This window comes from Drouetiella sp. (genome assembly GCF_059504425.1).
On sequence record NZ_JCACIN010000075.1, the window covers coordinates 1 to 21,302 of the forward strand.

Annotated in this window: 17 protein-coding genes; 8 read left to right on the forward strand and 9 right to left on the reverse strand. The window is 51.3% G+C overall.

The genetic code is table 11. From position 1 onward, the window contains the following. The first annotated feature begins 137 nt into the window (after positions 1-137). The 3 genes from AC5JMP_RS17740 to cobM all read left to right on the forward strand — a co-directional run bounded on the left by AC5JMP_RS17740 (position 138) and on the right by cobM (position 3,083). The gene (locus tag AC5JMP_RS17740; RefSeq protein ID WP_495852819.1) at positions 138-821 is read left to right on the forward strand and encodes a HEAT repeat domain-containing protein; all 684 of its coding nucleotides are present in this window, start codon (positions 138-140) and stop codon (positions 819-821) included. A gap of 358 nt (positions 822-1,179) precedes the next feature. Next, positions 1,180-2,070 carry a prolipoprotein diacylglyceryl transferase gene (lgt, locus tag AC5JMP_RS17745; RefSeq protein WP_495852820.1) on the forward strand — a complete coding sequence of 297 codons (891 nt, stop codon included), beginning with the start codon at positions 1,180-1,182 and terminating at the stop codon, positions 2,068-2,070. A gap of 224 nt (positions 2,071-2,294) precedes the next feature. Continuing rightward, on the forward strand, positions 2,295-3,083 hold the full coding sequence (gene cobM, locus AC5JMP_RS17750; RefSeq protein WP_495852821.1) for a precorrin-4 C(11)-methyltransferase: 789 nt from the start codon (positions 2,295-2,297) through the stop codon (positions 3,081-3,083). Positions 3,084-3,209: 126 nt separating this feature from the next. Here cobM and AC5JMP_RS17755 read toward each other — a convergent pair whose 3' ends face one another. The 7 genes from AC5JMP_RS17755 to AC5JMP_RS17785 form a co-directional block, all read right to left on the reverse strand. Next, positions 3,210-5,528, reverse strand: a complete 2,319-nt coding sequence (locus tag AC5JMP_RS17755) for a sensor histidine kinase (RefSeq protein WP_495852822.1) — start codon at positions 5,526-5,528, stop codon at positions 3,210-3,212. 3 nt (positions 5,529-5,531) lie between these two features. Next, positions 5,532-5,954: a response regulator gene (locus tag AC5JMP_RS17760; protein WP_495852823.1), complete on the reverse strand. Its 423-nt coding sequence runs from the start codon at positions 5,952-5,954 to the stop codon at positions 5,532-5,534. Between the two features lie 3 nt (positions 5,955-5,957). Beyond that, positions 5,958-8,666, reverse strand: coding sequence for a PAS domain-containing sensor histidine kinase (locus tag AC5JMP_RS17765; protein WP_495852824.1), 2,709 nt, complete (start codon positions 8,664-8,666; stop codon positions 5,958-5,960). 327 nt (positions 8,667-8,993) lie between these two features. Then, the gene (locus AC5JMP_RS17770; protein ID WP_495852825.1) at positions 8,994-9,287 is read right to left on the reverse strand and encodes a hypothetical protein; all 294 of its coding nucleotides are present in this window, start codon (positions 9,285-9,287) and stop codon (positions 8,994-8,996) included. A gap of 206 nt (positions 9,288-9,493) precedes the next feature. Beyond that, complete coding sequence (locus AC5JMP_RS17775) at positions 9,494-12,091, reverse strand: M1 family aminopeptidase (protein ID WP_495852826.1); 2,598 nt, start codon at positions 12,089-12,091, stop codon at positions 9,494-9,496. 242 nt (positions 12,092-12,333) lie between these two features. Then, entirely contained in the window at positions 12,334-14,391 is a 2,058-nt protein-coding gene (locus tag AC5JMP_RS17780) for an amylo-alpha-1,6-glucosidase (RefSeq protein WP_495852827.1), read from the reverse strand. A 279-nt stretch (positions 14,392-14,670) separates the two neighbouring features. Continuing rightward, positions 14,671-15,702, reverse strand: a complete 1,032-nt coding sequence (locus AC5JMP_RS17785; protein WP_495852828.1) for a hypothetical protein — start codon at positions 15,700-15,702, stop codon at positions 14,671-14,673. Positions 15,703-15,862: 160 nt separating this feature from the next. On the opposite strand from AC5JMP_RS17785, the gene bchM reads away from it, so the two are divergent. The 3 genes from bchM (at position 15,863) to AC5JMP_RS17800 (ending at position 17,637) form a co-directional block, all read left to right on the forward strand. Beyond that, positions 15,863-16,561 carry a magnesium protoporphyrin IX methyltransferase gene (bchM, locus tag AC5JMP_RS17790; RefSeq protein ID WP_495852829.1) on the forward strand — a complete coding sequence of 233 codons (699 nt, stop codon included), beginning with the start codon at positions 15,863-15,865 and terminating at the stop codon, positions 16,559-16,561. A gap of 45 nt (positions 16,562-16,606) precedes the next feature. Then, positions 16,607-16,996 carry a DUF423 domain-containing protein gene (locus AC5JMP_RS17795; RefSeq protein WP_495852840.1) on the forward strand — a complete coding sequence of 130 codons (390 nt, stop codon included), beginning with the start codon at positions 16,607-16,609 and terminating at the stop codon, positions 16,994-16,996. Positions 16,997-17,331: 335 nt separating this feature from the next. Next, the gene (locus AC5JMP_RS17800; RefSeq protein ID WP_495852830.1) at positions 17,332-17,637 is read left to right on the forward strand and encodes a hypothetical protein; all 306 of its coding nucleotides are present in this window, start codon (positions 17,332-17,334) and stop codon (positions 17,635-17,637) included. Here the strand turns inward: AC5JMP_RS17800 and AC5JMP_RS17805 are convergent. Both AC5JMP_RS17805 and AC5JMP_RS17810 read right to left on the reverse strand, forming a co-directional pair. After that, positions 17,620-18,480, reverse strand: a complete 861-nt coding sequence (locus tag AC5JMP_RS17805) for a hypothetical protein (RefSeq protein WP_495852831.1) — start codon at positions 18,478-18,480, stop codon at positions 17,620-17,622. The two genes, AC5JMP_RS17800 and AC5JMP_RS17805, sit on opposite strands and share 18 nt — an antisense overlap. A 160-nt stretch (positions 18,481-18,640) precedes the next feature. Then, positions 18,641-19,525 carry a DUF8623 domain-containing protein gene (locus AC5JMP_RS17810; RefSeq protein WP_495852832.1) on the reverse strand — a complete coding sequence of 295 codons (885 nt, stop codon included), beginning with the start codon at positions 19,523-19,525 and terminating at the stop codon, positions 18,641-18,643. A 235-nt stretch (positions 19,526-19,760) separates the two neighbouring features. On the opposite strand from AC5JMP_RS17810, the gene murG reads away from it, so the two are divergent. Further along, a complete protein-coding gene (murG, locus tag AC5JMP_RS17815) occupies positions 19,761-20,897 on the forward strand; it encodes an undecaprenyldiphospho-muramoylpentapeptide beta-N-acetylglucosaminyltransferase (RefSeq protein ID WP_495852833.1) in 1,137 nt (378 codons plus the stop codon). A 217-nt stretch (positions 20,898-21,114) separates the two neighbouring features. Beyond that, complete coding sequence (locus tag AC5JMP_RS17820) at positions 21,115-21,282, forward strand: isochorismate synthase (RefSeq protein ID WP_495852834.1); 168 nt, start codon at positions 21,115-21,117, stop codon at positions 21,280-21,282. The last annotated feature ends 20 nt before the right edge of the window (positions 21,283-21,302 follow it).

Genomic DNA, 21,302 nt, shown 5'->3' on the forward strand with positions numbered 1-21,302 from the left:
CAGAGCGTTAACTAGCCAGAGCGTTAACTAGCCAGAGCGTTAACTAGCCAGAGCGCTAACCCAAAGAATCGCCCTGGGGATAATCAAAACTCGGAGAGTATAATTAAGAGGAATGTAAAATTATGTAAAGATTTCTCATGAGCCAATTGAGCCTAGAGCAAATTGCCGCCCAGCTAGAGAGCGAAAACTCCCGCGATCGCATGGTGGCTCTAGCTTCCCTCAGAAATGTGTCTGCTGAGGATGCCGTCCCCCTGATCAAAAAAGTTTTACAGGATGAAAATCTGCAAATTCGCTCAATGGCGGTGTTTGCTTTAGGGCTAAAGCCAACGGCAGACTGTTACCCGATTCTCGTCAACCTGCTGGAAGCTGACCCAGATTATGGCATTCGTGCCGATGCGGCGGGTGCCCTAGGCTATTTAGAAGATTTGCGCGCCTTTGAGCCGCTGTCGCGGGCTTTCTACGAGGATACAGATTGGCTGGTGCGCTTCAGTGCTGCGGTGTCTTTGGGCAACCTCAAAGATCCACGTGCCCATGATGTCTTAGTACAGGCTTTAGACAGCCAAGAGGTGGTTCTGCAGCAGGCGGCGATCGCGGCGATCGGCGAGATTAGAGATACATCAGCCGTTGAGCAAATTCTGCGCTTCGTTCAGTCTGAGGATTGGCTGGTGCGCCAGCGTCTTGCTGAAGCCCTAGGCAACCTGCCCGTTCCCAAGAGTCTCTCGGCGCTGAGATATTTAGAAAAAGATAGCCATTCTCACGTGTCGGAGTCTGCTCGGCTTTCACTGAAGCGATTGAAGGAAGAGGGCGTGAGTGAAGCCTAAAGGAGGCAGGCATAAGCTGTAGCAGTTAGGCAGCATCAATAGATCTCAAATTAGGGTTTTGTGGCGCACTCCGTGCGCCACAAAACCCTAGAAGCTGGATTTCAAAGGCGCGGAGCGCCTTTGAAATCCAGCTTCTAGGGAAAATAGAAAGACTTTGCGATCTGCTGAGCATTCAGGCAATGTTTTTTTGTGGTGTGAGCTTCGCGCCCCATCACAAACATCCCTGTCCTAACTGCCTTGACGGTTGCCGTACCGCAGTTAAAAACCGATGCAGTTAGAAACAGATACAATCAGAAGCGATCGCAGCTAGCGCTTTTGGGAGTTTCAGAGATTGCTTTTAGCTTATTTATCCGCCGCTTTGCCGACCTTCTTCCTGGCTCAATTCTCCTCTCCAGGGCCGATTCTGGTGGATTGGGGATTTCTAACTCTGCGATGGTACGGGTTACTCATTGCTTCTGCTGTGCTGATTGGGGTGAGCTTGTCCACCTATCTGGCAAAGCGACGCGGCGTGAACCCCGATTTGATTGGCGATCTGGTGATTTGGCTGGTGGTAGCCGCCATTCCTGCGGCACGGCTGTATTACGTGGCGTTTGAGTGGAAAAGCTATGCTCAGCGTCCAGAAGAAATTTTTGCCATCTGGCACGGCGGCATTGCGATTCATGGCGCAATTTTGGGTGGGACGATCGCCACCCTGATTTTTTCGCGGCTGAACAAAGTTTCTTTCTGGCAGCTTGCCGATCTGGTAGCGCCCTCTCTAATTTTGGGACAAGCGATCGGACGGTGGGGAAATTTCTTCAACTCTGAGGCGTTTGGTCGTCCAACAGATTTACCCTGGAGACTCTACATTCCCCCGGCTCAGCGTCCGCCAGGATACGCCCAGTTTGATTACTTTCATCCCACGTTTCTGTATGAGTCGCTTTGGGATGTGGGGGTATTTGTGCTGCTGATGACGCTGTTTTTTCGAGGACTGCGGCGCGCCAAAGGAGATTCGGTCATGCACCCAAAAGTTGGCACTTTGTTCTTGGTTTACCTCATTGTCTATAGCTTGGGGCGGTTTTGGATTGAAGGACTGCGGATGGATAGCTTAATGTTTGGTCCTATCCGTACTGCGCAAGCCATCAGCCTGATCGGTGTATCGCTTGGAACAATCGGGCTGATCTGGCTTTATGGATTGCGTCGCCCTTTGCCAGATCTGACGAGAGATGAAGAGAGAAGGAGTGGAGCGATCGCCGATTCTGATAAAACTTAGGGAAAAGGCATCTGGTTCTTGTTGAAAAAAAACCCCAGAGTTTCCTCTGGGGCTTGAATCAGGGTGCATCTACCATCCACTTTTACTCAAGATTCAGGAGATGTCCGGATTCACTTAGGCAATTCATGAATCCTTTAAATTTCTTACCGGATTTTAGAAGTTTCTACGGATTTTAGTTTAAGAACGATCATTGCCCACATCAGCATGTCGTTGAGATTACGTAAATGCCATTGCTAGAGTCAGTAAATTTTGTGCCGCCTCTATACATTGTTGGAGCTGGCCCCGGTGATCCGGATCTGTTGACCGTAAAAGCGCAAAAGCTGCTGGTACGGGCAGATGTAATTTTGTTTGCCGACTCTCTGGTGCCCCGTGAAATTTTGCAGATGGCGCGTCCGGACGCAGAACTAATTCCCACGGCAGACAAGACTCTAGAGGAAATTTTGCCGCTGATGGTGGAGCGGGTGCGATCGCAAAAACTCGTCGTTCGCCTCCACTCAGGCGATCCGAGCCTCTATAGCGCCGTGCATGAGCAGATGCAGATGCTGGCGGCAGCAGGTATCTCCTTTGAGGTGGTTCCGGGCATCAGCGCCTTTCAGCTGGCGGCAGCAAAGCTTAAGCTAGAGCTGACTGTGCCGGGATTGGTACAGACCCTAATTTTGACGCGGATCAGCGGACGGACGCAGGTGCCCGAAGCCGAAGAGCTTTCGGCGTTGGCGGCTCATCAGGCAAGTCTGTGTCTTTACCTGAGCGCCAAGCATGTGCAGTCGGCTCAAGCCAAACTGCTGCTGCATTACCCGGCAGATTTGCCGATCGCCATCTGTTTTCGGCTGGGCTGGTCAGATGAGAAAATCCGGATTGTGCCTCTGAGCCAGATGGCGGCTGTGACGCATCAGGAAGATCTGATGCGCACCACGCTGTACGTGATTAGTCCGGCAATGCAGGCTTCGGCAGCGGGGGAAGGGCGATCGCATCTCTATAGTCCTTCCCACTCTCACCTGTTTCGTCCTGCCTAAGCTCAAGTTGGCAGCGGGAATCATGTAGCAACCGCCAAGGCGATTAGGACGGAGATATTTTTGGTGGGGCGCTTCTCGCCCCACCAAAAATATCCTGAGCAAATTGGCGAAGCAGCGCGAATAGCTTCATCCAGCACCGCCCACAATTTCATCCAAGAATCGTTCGGAACATTGGGGTTTAAGCGGTAGCTGTAGGGTAAAGCAAGTGAGAGCATTAGCACTTCTCACCTCAATTGAACCATTCAGGTGCTCAACCAGGTGTTTCACCAGCGCCAGCCCTAATCCGGTGCCGCCGTGTTTCCAGCGATCGACACTAGCAACCCGGTAAAACTTCTCAAATAAGTGGGGCAGTTCTTCAGAGGGTAATTCTACGCCTGAGTTGCAGACCTGAACTTGTAGAGTCGTCTCATCAGCCTGGGCGGTAATTGTGATCTGCTCATGGGGCGGCGTGTATTTGCAAGCATTGTGAAGCAACTCCATGAGAACACGTTTGAACTCACTTAAATCTGTGGTTAAGACAGGTAAATCTGGAGATAAGTTAATATTCAGGCTCTGTTGCTGCTTTTGAGCGCGGTCTTCAAAGAGTTCTACGATCGAGGGCAGCCAAAAATTCAGATCAATGCTCTCTAGCTCCAGTAATTGCACACCTGCTTCCAACCGCTGCAAGTCAAGCAGGTCATTAATCAGGGTTAGCTCCTGGGTACAACCCTCGTCCAGGATCTGGATGTAGCGATCTAAGCGCTCGTCGTGAATTTGCTGTTGATTGAGGCTGAGCTTCACCATCTGGATCGCCATTTTGATATTGGCTAAGGGCGATCGCAATTCGTGAGAGACAGTGCTCAAAAAATCATCTTTCAGCTGACTAATCTGCTCTAGGGTCTGTACCTGCGTCTGAGCGGCCTGATAGAGCTGAGATTGGCGCAGGGCGATCGCCGTGCGGATGCCAATCTGGTGCAGCAGACTCACTTCCCAAGACTGCCATTCACGCGGGGCATGATTTTGGTATGCCGCAAGTAAACCCCAGAGCCGATCGTTCAAGAAAATGGGGGCGAGCGCATAGGCTCTCACCTGAAACTGCTCCAATATATCGAGATGGCACTGGCTATGCCCGATTGTGTAAATGTCATTAACGGCGAAGGTTTCGTTGTTTTGATAGCGTCCGCCCTGATGTTCTTGCAGGTAGGTATCCTCCCACAGGGTGTAAATCCCCTCTCCCACGAGCGGTAACCACCCTTCCCCTACCGACTCGGCGACAAAGCGCCCACTCCAATCAGGGGTGAACTGGTAGATGGCAACCCGGTCGGCTTGTAGGGTTTGGCGAGTTTCGTCTAGCACCGTTGCCAGAATGTCTTCTAGATCAAGCGATTGGTGAATATTTTGGATAATCAACCGCAACAGGCGCTCCTGTTCTGCCTGTTGTTGCAGCGCCTGAGTGCGTTCTTGCACCCGCTGTTCGAGTTCCTGGTTGAGGCGTTGGAGCGCCGCTTCTGCTCGCTGGCGTTCGGCTAGCTCTAGCTGGGTCTGTCGATAGAGATCGGCTTGATGGATGGCGATCGCCACCTGATTTGCAAGCTGCTGCAAGAGCTGAATTTCGTCCTGCGACCACTGCCGAGACTGTTCACACTGCTGGGCAATCAGCAATCCCCAGAGTTCTGTGGTTTGGATGATGGGCACAATCAAATTTGCCCGAATCTGAAACTGTCTGAGAAAGTCGGCATGACAGGACTGGATGCTGCCATCGTCGATGTCGGCGATCGCCCGAACTCGCCCCTGAAAATACTGTTGAGTGTAATTTGTGAGAAAACAGGGGTCATGAATATCCTGTCCTCGCAGGGACTGCCATCGCGCATCGACCGACTCTTGCACCACATAGCCCTGATCGTCTGTTTTGAGCCTGAACAGAATGACGCGATCGGTCTGTAAAACCTGGCGCACTTCGGTCACGGTCGTGGTCAGAATTTCATCGAGATTGAGCGATCGCCGAATTCGCTCTGTCACCATACGAATCAACTGCTCTCGCTCGGCAGTTTGACGGAGTTCGATCATGCCCTGCCTTCGCTCTGCCCGGATTTGAGCCTCGCGCACTTCTCGTCGCACCGCCTCTGGCAATCGAGCCAGATTATCCTTCATCAGATAATCATGGGCACCTGCCTTCATCATGGCGACTGCTAATGTTTCGCCGATTGTGCCCGACACCACGATAAATGGCAGGTCGATCTGACTGTGTTGAACCACCTCAAGTGCTGCTGGCGCGTTAAATCCGGGCAATCGATAGTCTGAGATGATCACGTCCCAGGAGCGAGTATCCAGGGCGGCTCGAAGCGCGATCGCCGTTTGCACTCGCTCCCAAATCGGGTTGAAGCCGCCGCGCCGCAGTTCTCGCAGCACAAGCAGAGCATCATCCTCTAGATCTTCAACCATCAGCACATTCAAGGGTTCACTCATGGATCACAACCCTTCGGGTAACGGTTCGTTAATGAGCATCCAATACAGCCCTAGTTGGCGCACCGCCTCTGTGAAGGGGTCAATTTCAACAGGCTTCCGCACATAGCTGTTAGCTCCCAAGCTATAGCTATCCACGATATCGCGATCTTCGCTTGAAGACGTGAGTATGACTACGGGTAACAGTCGGGTGCGTTCATTAGCTCGAATTTGCCGTAAGACTTCCAACCCATCAATTTTAGGGAGTTTCAAATCCAAAAGCACCACGCTAGGCAACGGTTCTAGACTAAAAACGAGATCTAAAGCTTCTTCCCCATTGCGCGCCACAAGAATTTCGTTGACAATCTTGCCGCGCTGAAGCGCCCGAATGGTGAGACGTTCATCATCGGGATTATCTTCAACCAGTAAAATGACACGCAAAGCACACATAGACTAGGCTCTCGCCCTCGTAAATGGACTGATGGTGAAGTAAATTGTGGCACCTTGCTCCACGGCAGCTTTTGCCCAAATTTGACCGCCATGCCGATGGATCACCCGCTGAACCGTCGCTAGACCAATGCCCGTGCCGGGAAATTCATTGGTATTGTGCAAGCGTTGGAAGACCCCAAAGAGCATGGAGGCGTAGTTCATATCAAACCCTGCGCCGTTGTCGCTGACAAAACAGACGAGTTGTCCATCCTGCCTAATTATGCCAAATTCAATGCGGGCAGAAGAACGGTGGCTGGTAAACTTCCAGGCGTTTTCCAATAGGTTGCTGATGACGACGCGCATCAAGGTGAGGTCGGCAGAGACGATCGCCTCTGGAGCAACGACAAACTCTACCTGACGTTGGGGATCTGAAGCCCGTAATTCCTCTATCTGCTCCTGCACTAATGCACTGAGGTTAACCTCCACGTACCGTATTTCCGATCGGGAGATGCGGGAGAGATTCAACAGATCCTCAATCAACATACCCATGCGCTGAACATTGTGCCGAATGCGATCGAAATAGTCTTTGCCCTCTGCATCAAACTGATCGCCATAGTCTTCCAGCAGGGCTTTGCTGAAGCCATCGATCGCCCGCAATGGCGATCGCAAATCATGGGACACCGAGTAAGCAAAGGCTTCTAATTCTTGGTTAGAAGCTTCTAGCTGAGCTTGAGTGTGCAAAAGGGTTGATTCATTGAGCTTGCGATCGGTAATATCCCGCACGATGCACAGTACTTGATGCTCGCCACACAGGACAATACGGGCTTCTTCATCTCGAATTTCACCTCGAATTTCAAACTGGTATTCATAGACCTGCGGTTCGTTGGTTTGCAGGGCTTGCTGGATGTAGTGCATTCGCTCTTGAGCTAGCTCATAGGGAAGCACATCATAGATATTGGCTCCTATTTGCTCCGGCAATGACTTGGCTAACTTCAGGCTTTTGCCGCTGCCCAAGGCATTGAGATAGGTGCCATCTTGATCAATCCAGATGATTAAATCAGGGATGGCACTCATTAAGGCGCGATTGGTGGCTTCGCTTTGGCGTAGAGTCGCTTCGGTTTGCTTCAGTTTTGTAATGTCAACATGACAGCCAATCATTCGTAAAGGTTGACCAGAGGCATCCCATTCAATCACTTGCCCCACGCAGATCACCCAAACCGTTGAGCCATCCTTGTGTCGATAGCGCACTTCGTTGTAGTAGGGGAGCTTGCCGTGACTCTGGACATGGCGATCGAAACACTCCAGCACTCTGGGTAAATCGTCCGCGAAGAGCAGGGTTTGCCAGGTTTCTGTCGTATTCGGCAGATCATGATCTTCATACCCAAACATCTGCTTCAGTCCTGGACTCAGATGTGTCACTTGGTTCGGTATATCCCAATCCCAATATCCTGCTAAAAGCGTGTCGAGCAGGGTTTCTAGCAGGGTTAGCTCAAAGCGCAGTTTCTCGGCCTGTAATCCTGCCTGTAGGCGATCGGCTTCAGCTTGTTTGAGATCGGTAATATCTGTATGGGTGCCAATCATCCGGAGAGGATTTCCTTGCTCATCCCAACTCACGATCTTGCCAATGGATAGCACCCATTTCCACTCACCCGTCTTAGCGCGCTGACGGAATTCAACGCGATAATCGTCCCGCCTACCCGTGATGTAATCTTCGTAAACTTGATGCACAGTGGCGAGTTCATCGGGATGTAGACGAGCGCTCCAATTGGCGTAAGATTCCTGAAATTCCTCTAGGTCATAGTTCAGCATTTGTATGTACTCTGGGCTGACAATAACCTCACCTGTTTTTAAGTTGAGGTCGTAAAGCCCTTGATTGGCAGCTGTTAACGCTAGGCGCAGGCGTTCTTCACTGTTTTGCAGAGCGGCTTCTGCCTGTTTGCGTTCCGTAATGTCTCTAGAAATGCAGAGAATCGACTCAATCGTTCGCTGATCAGACCACTCTGGGGCGATCGCCATTTCAAAAAAGCGAATCCCATTTAGCGTGGGAGACGAAAACTCAATCACCTGCTTTTGTCCGGTCGCCAACAGCGCCGCTGCCGCCGCCTCCCAAGCGTCCACCATAGGCTGACTCATGCCCATGTCACGGCAGGTTTTGCCCAAAAAAGCTTCTGCTGCAATTCCAGTGATTTGAGTGAGGGCTGGGCTGACATAAAGATGACGGAGCTGCAGATCAAATCGCTCAATGGTGTCAGGAGAATTCTCTACCAGGTTTTGATAGCGCTGTTGCGATATAGCTAATGCGGCTTCAGCAGCTTTGCGTTCGCTAATTTCCAATGCCACTTTAACGGCTTCCAATTCGCTAAGGGTAGGCAGGGCAAGTGCTTGAGGAATCACTGGAATCAAGGCTGATGCAGTCGTCAAGGAGGCGATCGCAGTGACAGATTTTAGCGCCCCTGAAGCCCAATAGATTGGGTGCCAGAGCGTCCAAATCTCCATGACGTGAGTTAACCCACAGGCAACAATGAAAACTCCAAACAGTTGAAAAAGCCAAGGATAGGGTAAATCTCGACGTTGACGCACAAAGTAGAGCAGCGCTACGGGAATCGAGAAATAGGCTAAGGCAATCAGTCCGTCAGACAACACATGTAGCCACACCAATCCAGGTTTCCAGAGATAGCAATGCCCATGAGGAATAAATGCCAAAGTGCCAAAATTGCCGTGAAGTTCCAACATATTTTGCTTTCCTATGGGGTTGCTTATGTGTCGTTGCTTGGAAGTCCTACAAGATTGACTTAGACAGGCAAAGAGCAGAACGACTTCAGCTCCTTGTTCAGGCTTATAGCGCTACGCGCTTAGATCCAATGAGTTATTTTTTGAGAGCCGCGCTCCGCGCGGCTCTCAAAAAATAACTCGTCCTAACTCAATTATGTAGGGCTATACATACTGTCTGGGCTTGCATACTGTCTGGGCTTACATACTATTGTGGGCAGGGACTTTGCCCCCGCCCACAATAGTCACATAATACGTAAGATGTCTACATAGCTGACATGGACGCGATCGCTAGCCCACTCCTTCAACATTTTTTTGGTTGTCAAAGCTGACTAGAAAATTGCCCTCTGGCATACTGCTGCGCAAAAAGCGCAAATGCCCTTCGGCATCCGAGCGACTGCGAAACCGAGCAACTATGTTTTTCTGAACTGCGTTTTTCTGAACTGCATTGATTTGAGTGGCAGGCGACAGACGCACAACCGCCCAGTGATTAAGACGATCGCGGTAGGATGTCGAAGTTTTCGATGCTAAGGCGTCCAACGCTAGAGTAGGCAATGGATTATCAGAATCAAGGTTTTGTGGCATGATACTTTCTATTCCGTTAAGGAGTGGGGCGTTAACGAGTCTCTTGGCGGGGATGCGTTAGCGCCTTTTACCTATCATTGAACCTTGAAAGCATAAGCAATGTCAATTTGTCAACGGTAAAAGCTCGGATATAAAACTCAGCTGTTTTGCGGTTTTCTGCCCAAGTTTGACCTCCAAGTAGACACCAAGCGGTAATTAGGCATTTGTTAAGATTTCGCTTCGAGTGATTCCAGACGGCTGCGCAACTCCTGATTGTCTTTTTTGACCTGCTCCAGATCCTCTTGAAGCTGAGAAATCGCTTGATCTTGTTCCACCGCTTTCATCACTTTTTGCACCGATTCCTCTGCCAAGCGCCGCACCCGTCCGTCGGGCGTTTGGTCTGCCAGAGATTGCAGAATGCCGATCGCTTTCGCAGTTTCCATTTGTCCTAGCGCCACGACGGTAGAAACCTGCGTAAGGAAAAATGTCTCCCGTGAAAGTTCGCTAAGGCGATTGAGAATCCGCTCTAGATTGACATGGGTTTGCCCGGTAGAGATAGCTCCCAGCGCTCGAATTGCCGATAGCCTTAAGGGCTGAGGCGTACCTGCGGCAGTATATTCCAAAATCAGGTTCAGAGCTGCTTCAGAGGTTTTGAGCTTGCTGAGTCCGGCGATCGCCCCCCCTCTGACCATCTCATTCCAGCCCGATCGCGTTTGCAGCACAGACTGGTAGAGCGCCAAGGCTTCTGGCTCTTTTGAAGCATTTGCCCCAGTGACGGCACCCAAGCCCGACAGCGCGGCAGACTCCGTGTAGTAGCTGGCATCTCCTTTTTCGGCAATTTCTCTTAGCGCCGCGTAGCTTGCCTCTGTTTTGAGGGAAGCTAGGGCATCGATCGTTGCCCGTCGGACTCGCGCCTCTGGGTCGTTTAAGCCTTGCAGCAATCCCGTCAAAGCCTGATCGAGCTTCACGGAGGCAAGCTGCTCTGCAACCTCAGCTCGGACTCCCCAAAGGCGATCGTTTACTAGAGCCTCCGCAAGGGCTTTAACTGCCTCAAGCCCTCCTTTCTTGGCAAGTGCTTCAGCCGCATAAATCCGCGAAACCGGGTCGGGGTCTTGCTGTAGCTGCGCCTTCAGCTCGGCAACTGGATACTCTAGCGTCACGGTTTTTAGCGTGTGGTTGCCGACATCAAAGCTGACAAAGTCTGGCTTTTGCTCTAGCGGAAAGTAAAAGCTCTGCTCGCGCTCGTGAATGCGAACGGTAAATGTTTTGAGTTGAGGATGAGTCTTTTCTTCAGATACCTCTGCATAGCCAAAGCCAATCGGAATTTTGAGGTCAAACCGTCCGCTCTGAGTCGTAGTATCGCCGTCTTTGGCTTGAGTTTGGGTAACGGTTAGCTTGGCGAGGTTGCTGTCCCCATCCCAGCTATAGGCAATCTTGTAGTCGGGATGTCCGCCCCGGAAGACATATTGATCGAACAGAAATTGCAGGTTGCGTCCGGTGACTTTCTCGATCGCCCGCAATAAATCGATCGTTTCTACCGTTTTGTGGGCGTTTTCCTGCACGAAGGTATGAATCGCCTTGAAGAACAGCTCGTCCCCTAGCTCGGCTCTCACCATGTGATAGACGCAGCCGCCTTTTTCATAGAGGTGGCGATCGTATAGCTCGATCGCCTCTCGGTAGACATGGGTGACGATCGGGCGACGGTAGCGGGTGCTGTCTTCGGTCAGATAGTTGCGGGCAATGCCGAGGCGATAGTATGCCGCCTCTTCTGCCCCGTACTCTTGATCGATCCATAGCACCTCGGAGTAGGTCGCCATGCCCTCTTTAATCCAGGCGTGCGACCAGTGCTTAATCACGACCAAATCGCCAAACCACTGATGGGCTAACTCATGGGCAACTAGCGTTTCAGAGCTGCGATTGTCGATCGCCGCCCGTGCGTCTAGCAAACAGCGATCCATTAACAGCGTCGTGGAGGTGTTTTCCATGCCGCCAAAGATGAAGTCGGCGACGCAAACCTGGGCATATTTGGGATAGGGGTAGGCGTAGCCAAACGCCTGACTAAAGAACTCAATCATCTGCGGCGTTTTGCCCATCGTTCGCTGAGCATCTGCTTCTCGACCTTTTTCGACGTAGTAGGTGACGGGTTTGCCCTGCCACTCGTCTTTGAGTTCGGCAAAATCGCCCACTGCCAAGGTAATTAAGTAAGTCGGATGAATCTGCTGCTGTAGCCAACGATAGATTTTGGTATCGCCCGCTTCCCGGACTTCCACTAGCTCCCCGTTGGAAATCGCCATTAGCTCTCTCGGCACCTGCACCTGAATTTCTGAAGTGCTGAGCTGTCCCGGATAGTCGAAACAGGGAAACCAGTAGCGCGAGTCCTCATCTTCGCCCTGCGTCCAGACCTGCACGGGCTTTTGAGGATAGCTTTCGTCAGGCGCAATGAAGTAAATGCCGCGCTGGGGCTGCTCTACGTGATAGGCGATCGCCAAAGTCAGCGCTTTTCCGACAGCGGTTGCGTCTTTGAGCCGTACCTGAAGCTGCTCCCCGTCATACTCAAAATCTTGCGACACCCCTGCTATTTGCACAGACTCAATGTGCAGATTGACGGCATCTAGCGTGAGGCGATCGATGCCGCTACGAACCGGGTTTAAGCGGATGCTGCAAGTGCCACGATAGCTTTGCTGAGGAATATCTAGCACTAAGTCTAAGAAAATATGCTCAACCTGTCCGGGGCGATCGGGGTTGTAGTGGGGCTTTGCTCCGGGTAGCTCAAAGGATTTGCGTCCGTTCATGTTTGTGGAATCAATCTGGTAGATATGCGACATTCGGGACTCACTCTGGTGTTGGGGATTTTGAATTCTATTGAATGAAATTTTATCGAAAAGCTTTCGCCCAAATGTTGCACCCCTGCACATTTGGGTTGTTCGATCAGGCGGTTTACCTGAACCGACTTAATTCTAGCTGAAGCGATAAATGACCAACGGAAAAGCGCTTAGGCTCGGCTTTTCGCAGGATGCGTCATAATTTAGGGCGCGTCACAACTTAGCGCGTCACAATTTAGAGTGCGTCACAGCAATTCACAGAGCGCATCACAGTGGCGGAGCAGCTCTGCAACTGACCAGGCCTGCGCGATCGCCCCCTGCGGCAGATGGGGCGGGTCGCCATCAAACATTTCAGAAATAGAGTCCAGACAGCCCTGATTCTGGAAGTGATTGAGCAGCGGCTGCCAGTCTATTGGCAATGGCTCAGTGGGATAAAAGCGCTGCCATGCGCGGATAAACGCTCCCAAAAGCCAGGGCCAAACTGTGCCCTGATGGTAAGCCCGATCGCGCTGCCAAATGCCGCCTGCGTAGCGCCCAATGTAATGCGGATCTGCCGGGTCGAGTGAGCGCAGACCGTAGGGCGTGAGGAGGCGATCGCGTGCCGTTTGCAACACTCGCTTGCCCATGGAGTCGGGGAAGCCGCAGTGCTTTAAAGACAGGGCAATCACCGCATTGGGGCGAATGCTGACATCGGGGATGTCGTCGGGGGCGATCGCGTCGTAAAGATAGTCCTCAGCCGGATTCCAGAATTTCTCTAGCGATATCTGCACTTGCTGAGCCTGGTCGTTAAAGCGGCGCGCCTGGTTGCTCAGCATAGGAGCTTCTATGTCAATCACCAGATCTGATTGCAGCAATCGGGTTGCCCATTGCTCTGCCCAACGGAGCGCCGAATACCACAGCGCATTAATTTCGACGGCTTTTCCGCGTCGAGGAGTAACGGGTTTGTCTGCGACCACGGCATCCATCCAAGTTAGCGCCAGATCGGCGGCATCCCAGGTGACCAGTCCATCAAAGGCATCTACCCGAATGCTGTACAGGGTTCCCGCCATCAGGCGTTTGTAGATACGCCAAACCACAGGATATTGTTCTGCTAGAAAGTCCCAGTCTTCAGTGGCATCTAGATATAGCCCTAGGGTTTCAATCCACCAAAGAGACGCATCCAGACTGTTATAGAAAGGCTTCGCGCCAGCATCTGGGAAAGCGTTGGGGATCAGCCCCTCCTGACAATGTTGTCCAAAGGTTCTCAGTAGCCCTTTTGCCAAGTCAAACCGTCGTGGGGTGAGTGCCAGTCCTGGCAGCGCAATCAAGGTATCTCTGCCCCAGTCATTAAACCAAGGATATCCGGCAATGACGGTGGGATTCTGAGTGGAAGCGCGATAGACCACGAAGCGATCGCCCGCCTGAAGCAGCCTTTGCCACAGCTCAGTGCTCCGCTCATTTTGACTGCCGCAAGATGTATTCTGAATTGCCGCAAACGCGGTGGTTAGACGCTGCTGCTCGGTTTGAATGGCCTGCTCAAAAGTATGCTCTTGCAGCGTCTCGTGGGACGTCTCGTGGTTCGGACGAATATAGGCTTCCAGAGTGATCGATTCGCCCGGTTCCAACGAAACCATTAAGTTGCCAGGACAATAAAGATCTTCTTGATCCGCCAGTCCGCGTCGCGTTTCTTCAGGATAGCGGTATCCCCAGTACCAGGCATCATCGGAGTAATAGTCGCCCTTTGTCCAGCTCAATTGCCAGGATGTACCCCTCCAGTCCAGGCGCTTGGCTTGCAGCAGCAGTCGATGAGATTCGATTAGCTGTGCAAAATGCACTCCGGAGTCAGCACGTTGCTGCGTGTGAAAAATGCGATCGCCAATCAAAGGTCGCAATCGCAAAGTCGCCGTTTTGTCACCCTCATAGCAATAGTGAATCAAAATTCGGTTGTCAAACTGGGCATTGAAGGGCGGTAGCGGGCTGGCAACTAACCCATGGGGCATGATCAGACGGCGGCAGACTCGCCAGTGATTTTGTCCCCAGATCCAGGTGGGTACAGGAGCAGCTTGAAAAGACTGCAAAAAATGATACCCAGCAGGGGCGATCGCGCCTCCTGCCCAGAAATTTGTTCCCAACTCAAATTCGCGTCCGGCAACTGTTAGGCTGGCATCAATGTGGGAGAGCAGTAGCGTCCTCTGACCCGGCGGCTCCAAGGCGGCAACTAGCCAACCATGATAGGTGCGAGTGTGGGCATCGCAGACTGTGCCACTCGCAAAACTCCCAAGCCCGTTTGTGAGTAGCCACTCTCTGGTATCTAACTCATCCATTTGACTATGCGGTTTGGCTAGCGATTTGGCTATAGGATTCAGTGTACCCATCCAATACTCAGTATAGATACTAACCTCTTACGGTTCAGCATCTATGCGATATTGTGAGCTAAAAGCTTGCCAATCTTCAGCATTCCAGCTTACACCTACACTCAAAATTGAGGCAGTTCTCAACCTGTGATGATTTTTATGGGGGTGGGCGAAGCCCACCCCCATAAAAATCATCACAGAAATACCAGTGCTCAAATTGGTTAGAGGCTCAGAATTGATTCAATCAATTCAGGAATTTCCTTCGTCTTCAGGTAACGGGCTAGATCTATCGGCTTTACCCGATTCACAGGCAACTGCTTTGAGCTTGCTGTAAAAATCTAGGGGTGACACGGCAGCAGGAATGAATTGATGAATTTTTTCTGGAGAGGATTCATCAATAGCAGATGGCTCGGCTGAAGGTGGCGCTTGATTGGTAGAAGGTGGCTCGGCAGAAGATAGCTCGGCAGAAGCACCATCGATCGCCAGTTTTGCCCATTTCGGTTTATCAACTGCCTCAAACTCTGGCACAAGGCTAAAGGCTTGAATGGGTGCGTCCTTCGGCAATGGATAGAAGGGGGTGTCATTTTCAAAGCTGCGCAGCTTCAAAAAGGCGATCGATTCCTCTGAGGAAAGCAGCTTGAGGCGATCGCTAAAAGGCTGAATAGCGCTTGCCGCCAGATCTGCTGCAGGTGTCGCTGGATCTGTGAATGTCAGCAGATCGGCTTCGGCTTCATCGGAGGAGGGATTTGCGGCAGATACCGCGATCACATCGACGATCGCAGAGAATTCCTCTGGTGCGTAAAGCTCTGGCATCAACCCTTGATTCAATTCGCTGATCTTAGGGTCAGTATCGCTGCTTTCTTGTGTGTCTCTAATTTCTGTATCTTTAATTGCTTCAGAAATTGTTTCAGAACCTGCGGTCTGACCTGCATCATTCTTGGCAAGAACGCTAACTTGAGCGTGAGTATTCGACGCAACGGCTGTCGAATATGAGAGGAGATTTCTAGAAAAGTGTCCTCTGATCATTCGCTCAAACTCATAGTTGAAGTGATAAAAGGGCTGTCCTCGTCGTTGCCAAAAACGCAAGATTTGTTCAACAGAAACCGCTTTGTATCGACCTTGATAAAGCGCCTCAACCAAAGACAACCGAACCCAATTTGCAGGATATTGCGCTAGCCAATTGAAGACCAACTGCTCAGCGGTAAGTCCACCTAGGTCGAAGCTGAAGCGTTTTAGCAATTCCGCTACTTCAACAGCAGCATCTTGAAATGAATCTTGCATGACAGGCGCATGGTGAAATCTTCTTCCCCAATTTTGCACATTTAATCCAGGGATGACCAGCAATATCAAAAGGCATTGCTATTTCAACATGATTGTCTCCCAACAGGATCGTCGCTGGCATAGTAGGATTTAAACCTGGGAAACCCATCAATCGCTTACTATGACCGCAACAGACCCTAAAACTGACGACAAAACGATCGTTCGAGAATATTTCAACGCTACAGGGTTCGATCGCTGGCGACGAATCTACGGCGATGGCGAAGTGAACAAGGTTCAGCTAGATATTCGCTTAGGGCATCAAAAAACGGTGGATACTGTTTTAGGCTGGCTCGAAGCGGACGGCAATCTGCCTGAGCTAACTCTCTGTGACGCAGGATGTGGCGTAGGGAGTCTCAGCATTCCTTTGGCTACCGCAGGGGCACGAGTCTTTGCTAGCGATATCTCCGAGAAAATGGTGAACGAAGCTCAGGAGCGCGCTCAGGCGGCGCTGGGGCAAACTAGCAACCCTACCTTTGCGGTACAGGATTTAGAAGCTCTGGAGGGCAAATATCACACGGTAATCTGTCTGGATGTGCTGATTCACTATCCACAAGACAAAGCAGCCGAAATGATTAGCCATCTCTCTTCTCTGGCGGAATCTCGACTGATTCTTAGCTTTGCTCCTAAGACGCTCGCCTATACCCTGCTCAAGAAAATTGGCGACTTTTTCCCAGGTCCCAGCAAAGCTACCCGTGCCTATCTGCATCCAGAAGCCAAAATTGTAAAAATTCTGGAAGCTAATGGCTGGAAGCTTGAGCGTAATGCTATGAACAAGACCCAATTCTACTTCTCTCGCTTGCTGGAAGTGAGGCGATCGTAGGTTGCTTATCTTGAGCCAGATTTATATTCCAACACTTTCACCATGATCATTCGCATATTTCTAACGATCGCTGCCATTCTAGGCGGCACTTCAGTAGCGGCTGGAGCCTTTGCGACTCACGCCCTTAAAGATCGGCTCAGTGAACGGGCGATCGAGATCTTTGAAACGGGCGCCCGCTATCAGATGTATCATGCCCTAGCGCTGCTGCTGGTGGGGCTACTGCTCAGTCAAGCAGAAGGTCAGTCAGAATCGGGGCGATCGCTGTTGACCTTCACAGGATGCGCTTTTATGGCGGGAGTTGCCATCTTTTCGGGGAGCCTCTACGCCCTCAGCTTTTCAGGCATCAAGTGGTTAGGGGCAATCACGCCCCTAGGTGGACTGGCGTTTCTGCTGGGCTGGGGCAGCTTGGCGATCGCGGCGTGGGGTTACAAGTAGTTTGGTTACAAGTAATTTGGTTATGAGTAGTTTTGTTGCTCTGCTCTTAAAGAATGTTGAGCCGGAAAACCTGGCTCTTTTTTGTGGAAGTCTTGCTAGCCCTGGATCTTAGGCAAATTTTGCTAGATCGCCCCCTGTCTTCGGAAGTTAAGTGTTTTTGCAGCCTGATGCTGAAGATTACCTGCTGCCCTTCAATAGAAGAAGACCTAAATGGGCGCGATCGCGCAGGTGAATCTGTACTTATTTAGAACCTGCTTGGAACCCGCTCAAACCCTCCTCAACATCGGTTTTTCCAAAATTCCGCACTTCAGGTTTGATGTCAAGGCTTAAAGACTATGAATCTTCCTCCTCAACTCACACAACTAATTCTGAGCTTTTATCGAGAGGAACCCTCTCAGTTGCAGAAACTCCAGATCCTGCGTGCCTGCAAACTCTCAAGACGATGGCGAGTGTTTCAGATTCATTGCGCCACCCGCGAAATTGCCGAGGCTCTGGCAGAGGCTATAGATTTACTGAGACAGCCGATCGCCCAATTACGTTTGGCTCAGCAAATTAAGATAACGGTCAACGGCAATGCTTTCGCTACCTTTGCAGTGAATCCGGCAACGTCAAAGTCTAGAGCCTCAATCCACAAATCCTAGCGCCAAAACGCTGAACAGTAGGACATATCCGACCAGGCTAAAAATCCCGTAAGCGCTGCCCAGGATTGTGAAGATCCGGGCAACGCGGCTGTGGGATCTGAGTAGTCGAATAGCGGCTCCCCCAACGACAATTCCTAAGACGATCGCCAGATTGGATACTATCCCTAGCCATCGCGATAGGTCGATTTCACGACCTGCGCGGTAAACCATGCCGCCCAATCCGGTTTGAGCTAGACCATAGGCTAAGCAGCCCAAGCTAACCCCTGCAAACATTTTCGTCAGCGTATTTGGATCGAGCCATGCGGACAGAGCGGCTAACAAGCTAGCGGCGATCGCAATTCCCAAGACAATATCGTTCCAAGTGGAGTCAGAAATCTGCGATAGAAAATGCTGCTGCCGCAACGCCTGTAAATCTACATTGCTCAAGCCCAAAGAATCTTTGACGACCACATTAGGTCGATTGCCTGTGGCAAAGTCAAACCAGACTTCACAAGGGACGGCTTTCCCTGAAAAAGCAGCCTGACAGATGATGCCCTGCGTCTCGAAAGCTCTGTAAGGCTTGGCGTGAGTCAGCGTCATCGCTAACGAGCTATTTTGAATAGTTGTGGTGCAGCGATCGATCGTCTGACCCGCTGCCTTTTGGGAGGTGCAGGTAAAGTCATAGCCCATAATTCGCAGACCAGTGCGGTTGTTTTGCCACAGGGACACGCTGGCAATTGGAGTCTCTACCCAGGCAGGTGCAACCCGAACCATCAGGCTGCCCAATACAAGCAGCAGCAGGAGCAAACACCCGATCGTCATCCTCAACAGAAATTTTGCGGTTCGATTCGGGATTCTTCGCATAGCTATATCTCAAGCGATCGCTTTGATCGACTCTGAGGCTATCTTCTAAGTTCCATCAATGTCATTTGCTTAAGACATGTCATTTGCTCAGGACATTGAGTAAGGGCGTGGAGTGCCCCACTAAAATGTTGCTATTCTGCCTGTGAGTACGTCTACATCACTATCTAGACGGGGCTATAGGGCGAGTGGGAGAAGTCGTCAATGGTACAATTTGTAGGCGTTGCGACACGCTGGTCATGCCGCCATCTCGAATGATGACTCCCGAAACCCACAGACTTTCGGGCTTGATGGGCGCACGACCAACCTTAAACAGTCCGCCTGAAGACAGCAGCTCTAGCTCAACTGGCGTGGATTGAAGATAGCCCGATGCTTGGATTGGCTCCTCCATCGCCGCGCCCAAGAGAAGCCGATCGCCCAAGGGTTCAGCAACCACGGCATCAAATTCATAGGATTGACCAATCCTGACCTGTTCTGGAAGGCTGACCGTGACTGTGGGAGGTTGCTCACCTGAGGTTAGCTGGCTACGCTCGGCTAAGATTTCCTGCTGGACAATTCTTTGATTCTCAAAGCGCTGACGCGAGGTGATGGTTGCCGTCAGGCGCTCGGTTTCTATGGCACCCTGCCGGAGGCGGGTAGGAAGCTGGGTAGGTGCCTGAGCAGGCGCAGTGGCGATCGTTGTCGTGGTTTCAACTACAATTGCATTGCCGTCCGATTGCCAGGAGTTGAGCTGGGTTTTATAGGTCAGGTTAGGATACTGTTGCCAAAGCCGCTTCAGCGCATCCTGGAGCGTGGCATAGGTCAAACCATCGGCATTTCTGAAGTCTGGACTGTAGAACATCATGACCTCTTGCAGCTTGCCCTGACTTGCGGCTGCGTCGATTTGTGCCAAGGCTTGCAGTAGCTCAGGAGGAGCGTCAGCGGGTGCCGTAGGCTGTGCTGCTTGCGCCTCCACCCGTCCAACCCCGATCGTCATGCCCAGCAACAACATCGGCAGAAGGCTAACAGCCCGTCGCCAACCCCCACGAGATCGGGAAGAAATTGGCATTGAGCGTGGGATAGACAGGAAATTAGGCATAGTAATAATTTGAAGTAAGCGAAGCAGAATTGCGGCATACTGCTTCTGAATCTGCCCTCTATCCTAATCTAAAGTCCAGTCTCTGCTGCCCCAAATATCTCACCTAAAGCAGTTGATTTGTAGCAATATTTCATTTTTCAGATGTTCGATCGCCAAGATTTCATGCTTAGATAGTGCCTAACCAGTCGGGGAGAGCAGATTACTCGTGAGCGCACTGAATCCCACATCCAATCCCCCCATCCCTCAATCTTTACCCAAACTCCTGATTGCCGCTAGCGGCACAGGAGGGCATCTGTTTCCGGCGATCGCCACCGCTGAGCAGCTCACGGATTTTCAGATTGAATGGCTGGGGGTGCCCGATCGCCTAGAGCGGCAGCTTGTGCCCGATCGCTATTCCATGCACACGATTCGCGTCGAGGGCTTTCAGCAGCGCTTTGGGATAGGAACTCTGAAGATTTTTAGTCGATTGTTGCTCTCTATCCTCAAAGTCCGGCAACTTTTGCAGCAGGGAAGTTTTCAGGCGCTCCTAACTACAGGTGGCTACATTGCTGCCCCCAGCATTTTGGCGGCTCGATCGTTGGGCTTGCCTGTGGTGCTGCATGAATCGAATGCTCTCCCCGGCAAGGTGACCCGCTGGCTCAGCCCATTTTGTGATGTGGTGGCTATCGGGTTTGCTGCCGCCGCTGATCGTTTGCCTAGGGCAAAAACAGTTTGTGTAGGAACGCCTGTGCGATCGCAGTTTCGTCCCTTAGCTAACCTGGCAATGAACCTGCCATCCGCTCAGCTCGATCTTCCCATTCCAGCTGATGCTCCGCTGATTGTGGTTTTTGGCGGGAGTCAAGGAGCTGTGGGGCTGAATAAACTGGTGCGTCAGGCGGCTTCAGCTTGGTTTGATGCGGGTTTTTGGGTGGTGCATTTAACTGGAGAGAGCGACCCGGACGCACAGACGCTCAGCCATCCCCAATATTTCTGTCTGCCGTTTTATGACAACATGGCAGGGCTTTTACAGCGTGCCGACTTAGCCATTAGCCGAGCTGGAGCAGGCAGCCTGACGGAGTTGGCTGTAACGGCAACCCCCTCAATTTTGATTCCCTATCCCTATGCTGCTGAGGATCACCAGTCTTATAATGCTGCCATTTTCAAAGCGGCAAATGCAGCCCTCGTCTTTCAACAGTCTGAGCTGACTTCTGACCTCCTAGAAAGTAAGGTCTTGCATCTGTTGCGATCGCCTGATCAGCTTCACTCAATGGCTGTCGCAGCCGGAAATCTAGCCACTGCCGATAGTGCTGAACAGCTTGCGGCGATCGTGCGGCAGTTGGTGAAGGCAAGCGTCTCTCGCTAGCGCTGTAAAGAATAGTCAGGAATGATGCAGCATTGCCTTGGCTTCGCCTATGATCGGTAGTGTTAAGAGTTAGCTTTGGCTTTGGTTAATACAGCACATTACATCACATCAAAAGTAATGCTTGCCTAACTCTTATAGACGCTACAGACTATCAACCTCAGTTAATTAATTTCAATTAACTAACAGGCGCATATCCACTCACTTTGAGGTCAGGATTATGGGTATTTTTCGATCGATTAAAAACGCAATCTTGTACGTTTCTGAAGGCGCATTTCGTTTGTTTAGTCGCGATCAGGATGAGTATCCTAAAACAGGGGTACAGCCTTTTAAGGGAGAGCCGTTGTCTGAGTGGGTAGCAGATTCTAGCGATCGCAAGTCCAAGTAAATATTTTCGAGGAAGCCCCT

Excerpts from the sequence above, each read along its gene's own strand:
- AC5JMP_RS17740 (WP_495852819.1), top strand. The coding sequence starts at position 138 with ATGAGCCAATTGAGCCTAGAGCAAATTGCCGCCCAGCTAGAGAGCGAA.
- cobM (WP_495852821.1), top strand. The coding sequence starts at position 2,295 with ATGCCATTGCTAGAGTCAGTAAATTTTGTGCCGCCTCTATACATTGTT.
- AC5JMP_RS17755 (WP_495852822.1), bottom strand. The coding sequence starts at position 5,528 with ATGAGTGAACCCTTGAATGTGCTGATGGTTGAAGATCTAGAGGATGAT.
- AC5JMP_RS17760 (WP_495852823.1), bottom strand. The coding sequence starts at position 5,954 with ATGTGTGCTTTGCGTGTCATTTTACTGGTTGAAGATAATCCCGATGAT.
- AC5JMP_RS17765 (WP_495852824.1), bottom strand. The coding sequence starts at position 8,666 with ATGTTGGAACTTCACGGCAATTTTGGCACTTTGGCATTTATTCCTCAT.
- AC5JMP_RS17770 (WP_495852825.1), bottom strand. The coding sequence starts at position 9,287 with ATGCCACAAAACCTTGATTCTGATAATCCATTGCCTACTCTAGCGTTG.
- AC5JMP_RS17775 (WP_495852826.1), bottom strand. The coding sequence starts at position 12,091 with ATGTCGCATATCTACCAGATTGATTCCACAAACATGAACGGACGCAAA.
- AC5JMP_RS17780 (WP_495852827.1), bottom strand. The coding sequence starts at position 14,391 with ATGGATGAGTTAGATACCAGAGAGTGGCTACTCACAAACGGGCTTGGG.
- AC5JMP_RS17785 (WP_495852828.1), bottom strand. The coding sequence starts at position 15,702 with ATGCAAGATTCATTTCAAGATGCTGCTGTTGAAGTAGCGGAATTGCTA.
- bchM (WP_495852829.1), top strand. The coding sequence starts at position 15,863 with ATGACCGCAACAGACCCTAAAACTGACGACAAAACGATCGTTCGAGAA.
- AC5JMP_RS17800 (WP_495852830.1), top strand. The coding sequence starts at position 17,332 with ATGAATCTTCCTCCTCAACTCACACAACTAATTCTGAGCTTTTATCGA.
- AC5JMP_RS17805 (WP_495852831.1), bottom strand. The coding sequence starts at position 18,480 with ATGCGAAGAATCCCGAATCGAACCGCAAAATTTCTGTTGAGGATGACG.
- AC5JMP_RS17810 (WP_495852832.1), bottom strand. The coding sequence starts at position 19,525 with ATGCCAATTTCTTCCCGATCTCGTGGGGGTTGGCGACGGGCTGTTAGC.
- AC5JMP_RS17820 (WP_495852834.1), top strand. The coding sequence starts at position 21,115 with ATGGGTATTTTTCGATCGATTAAAAACGCAATCTTGTACGTTTCTGAA.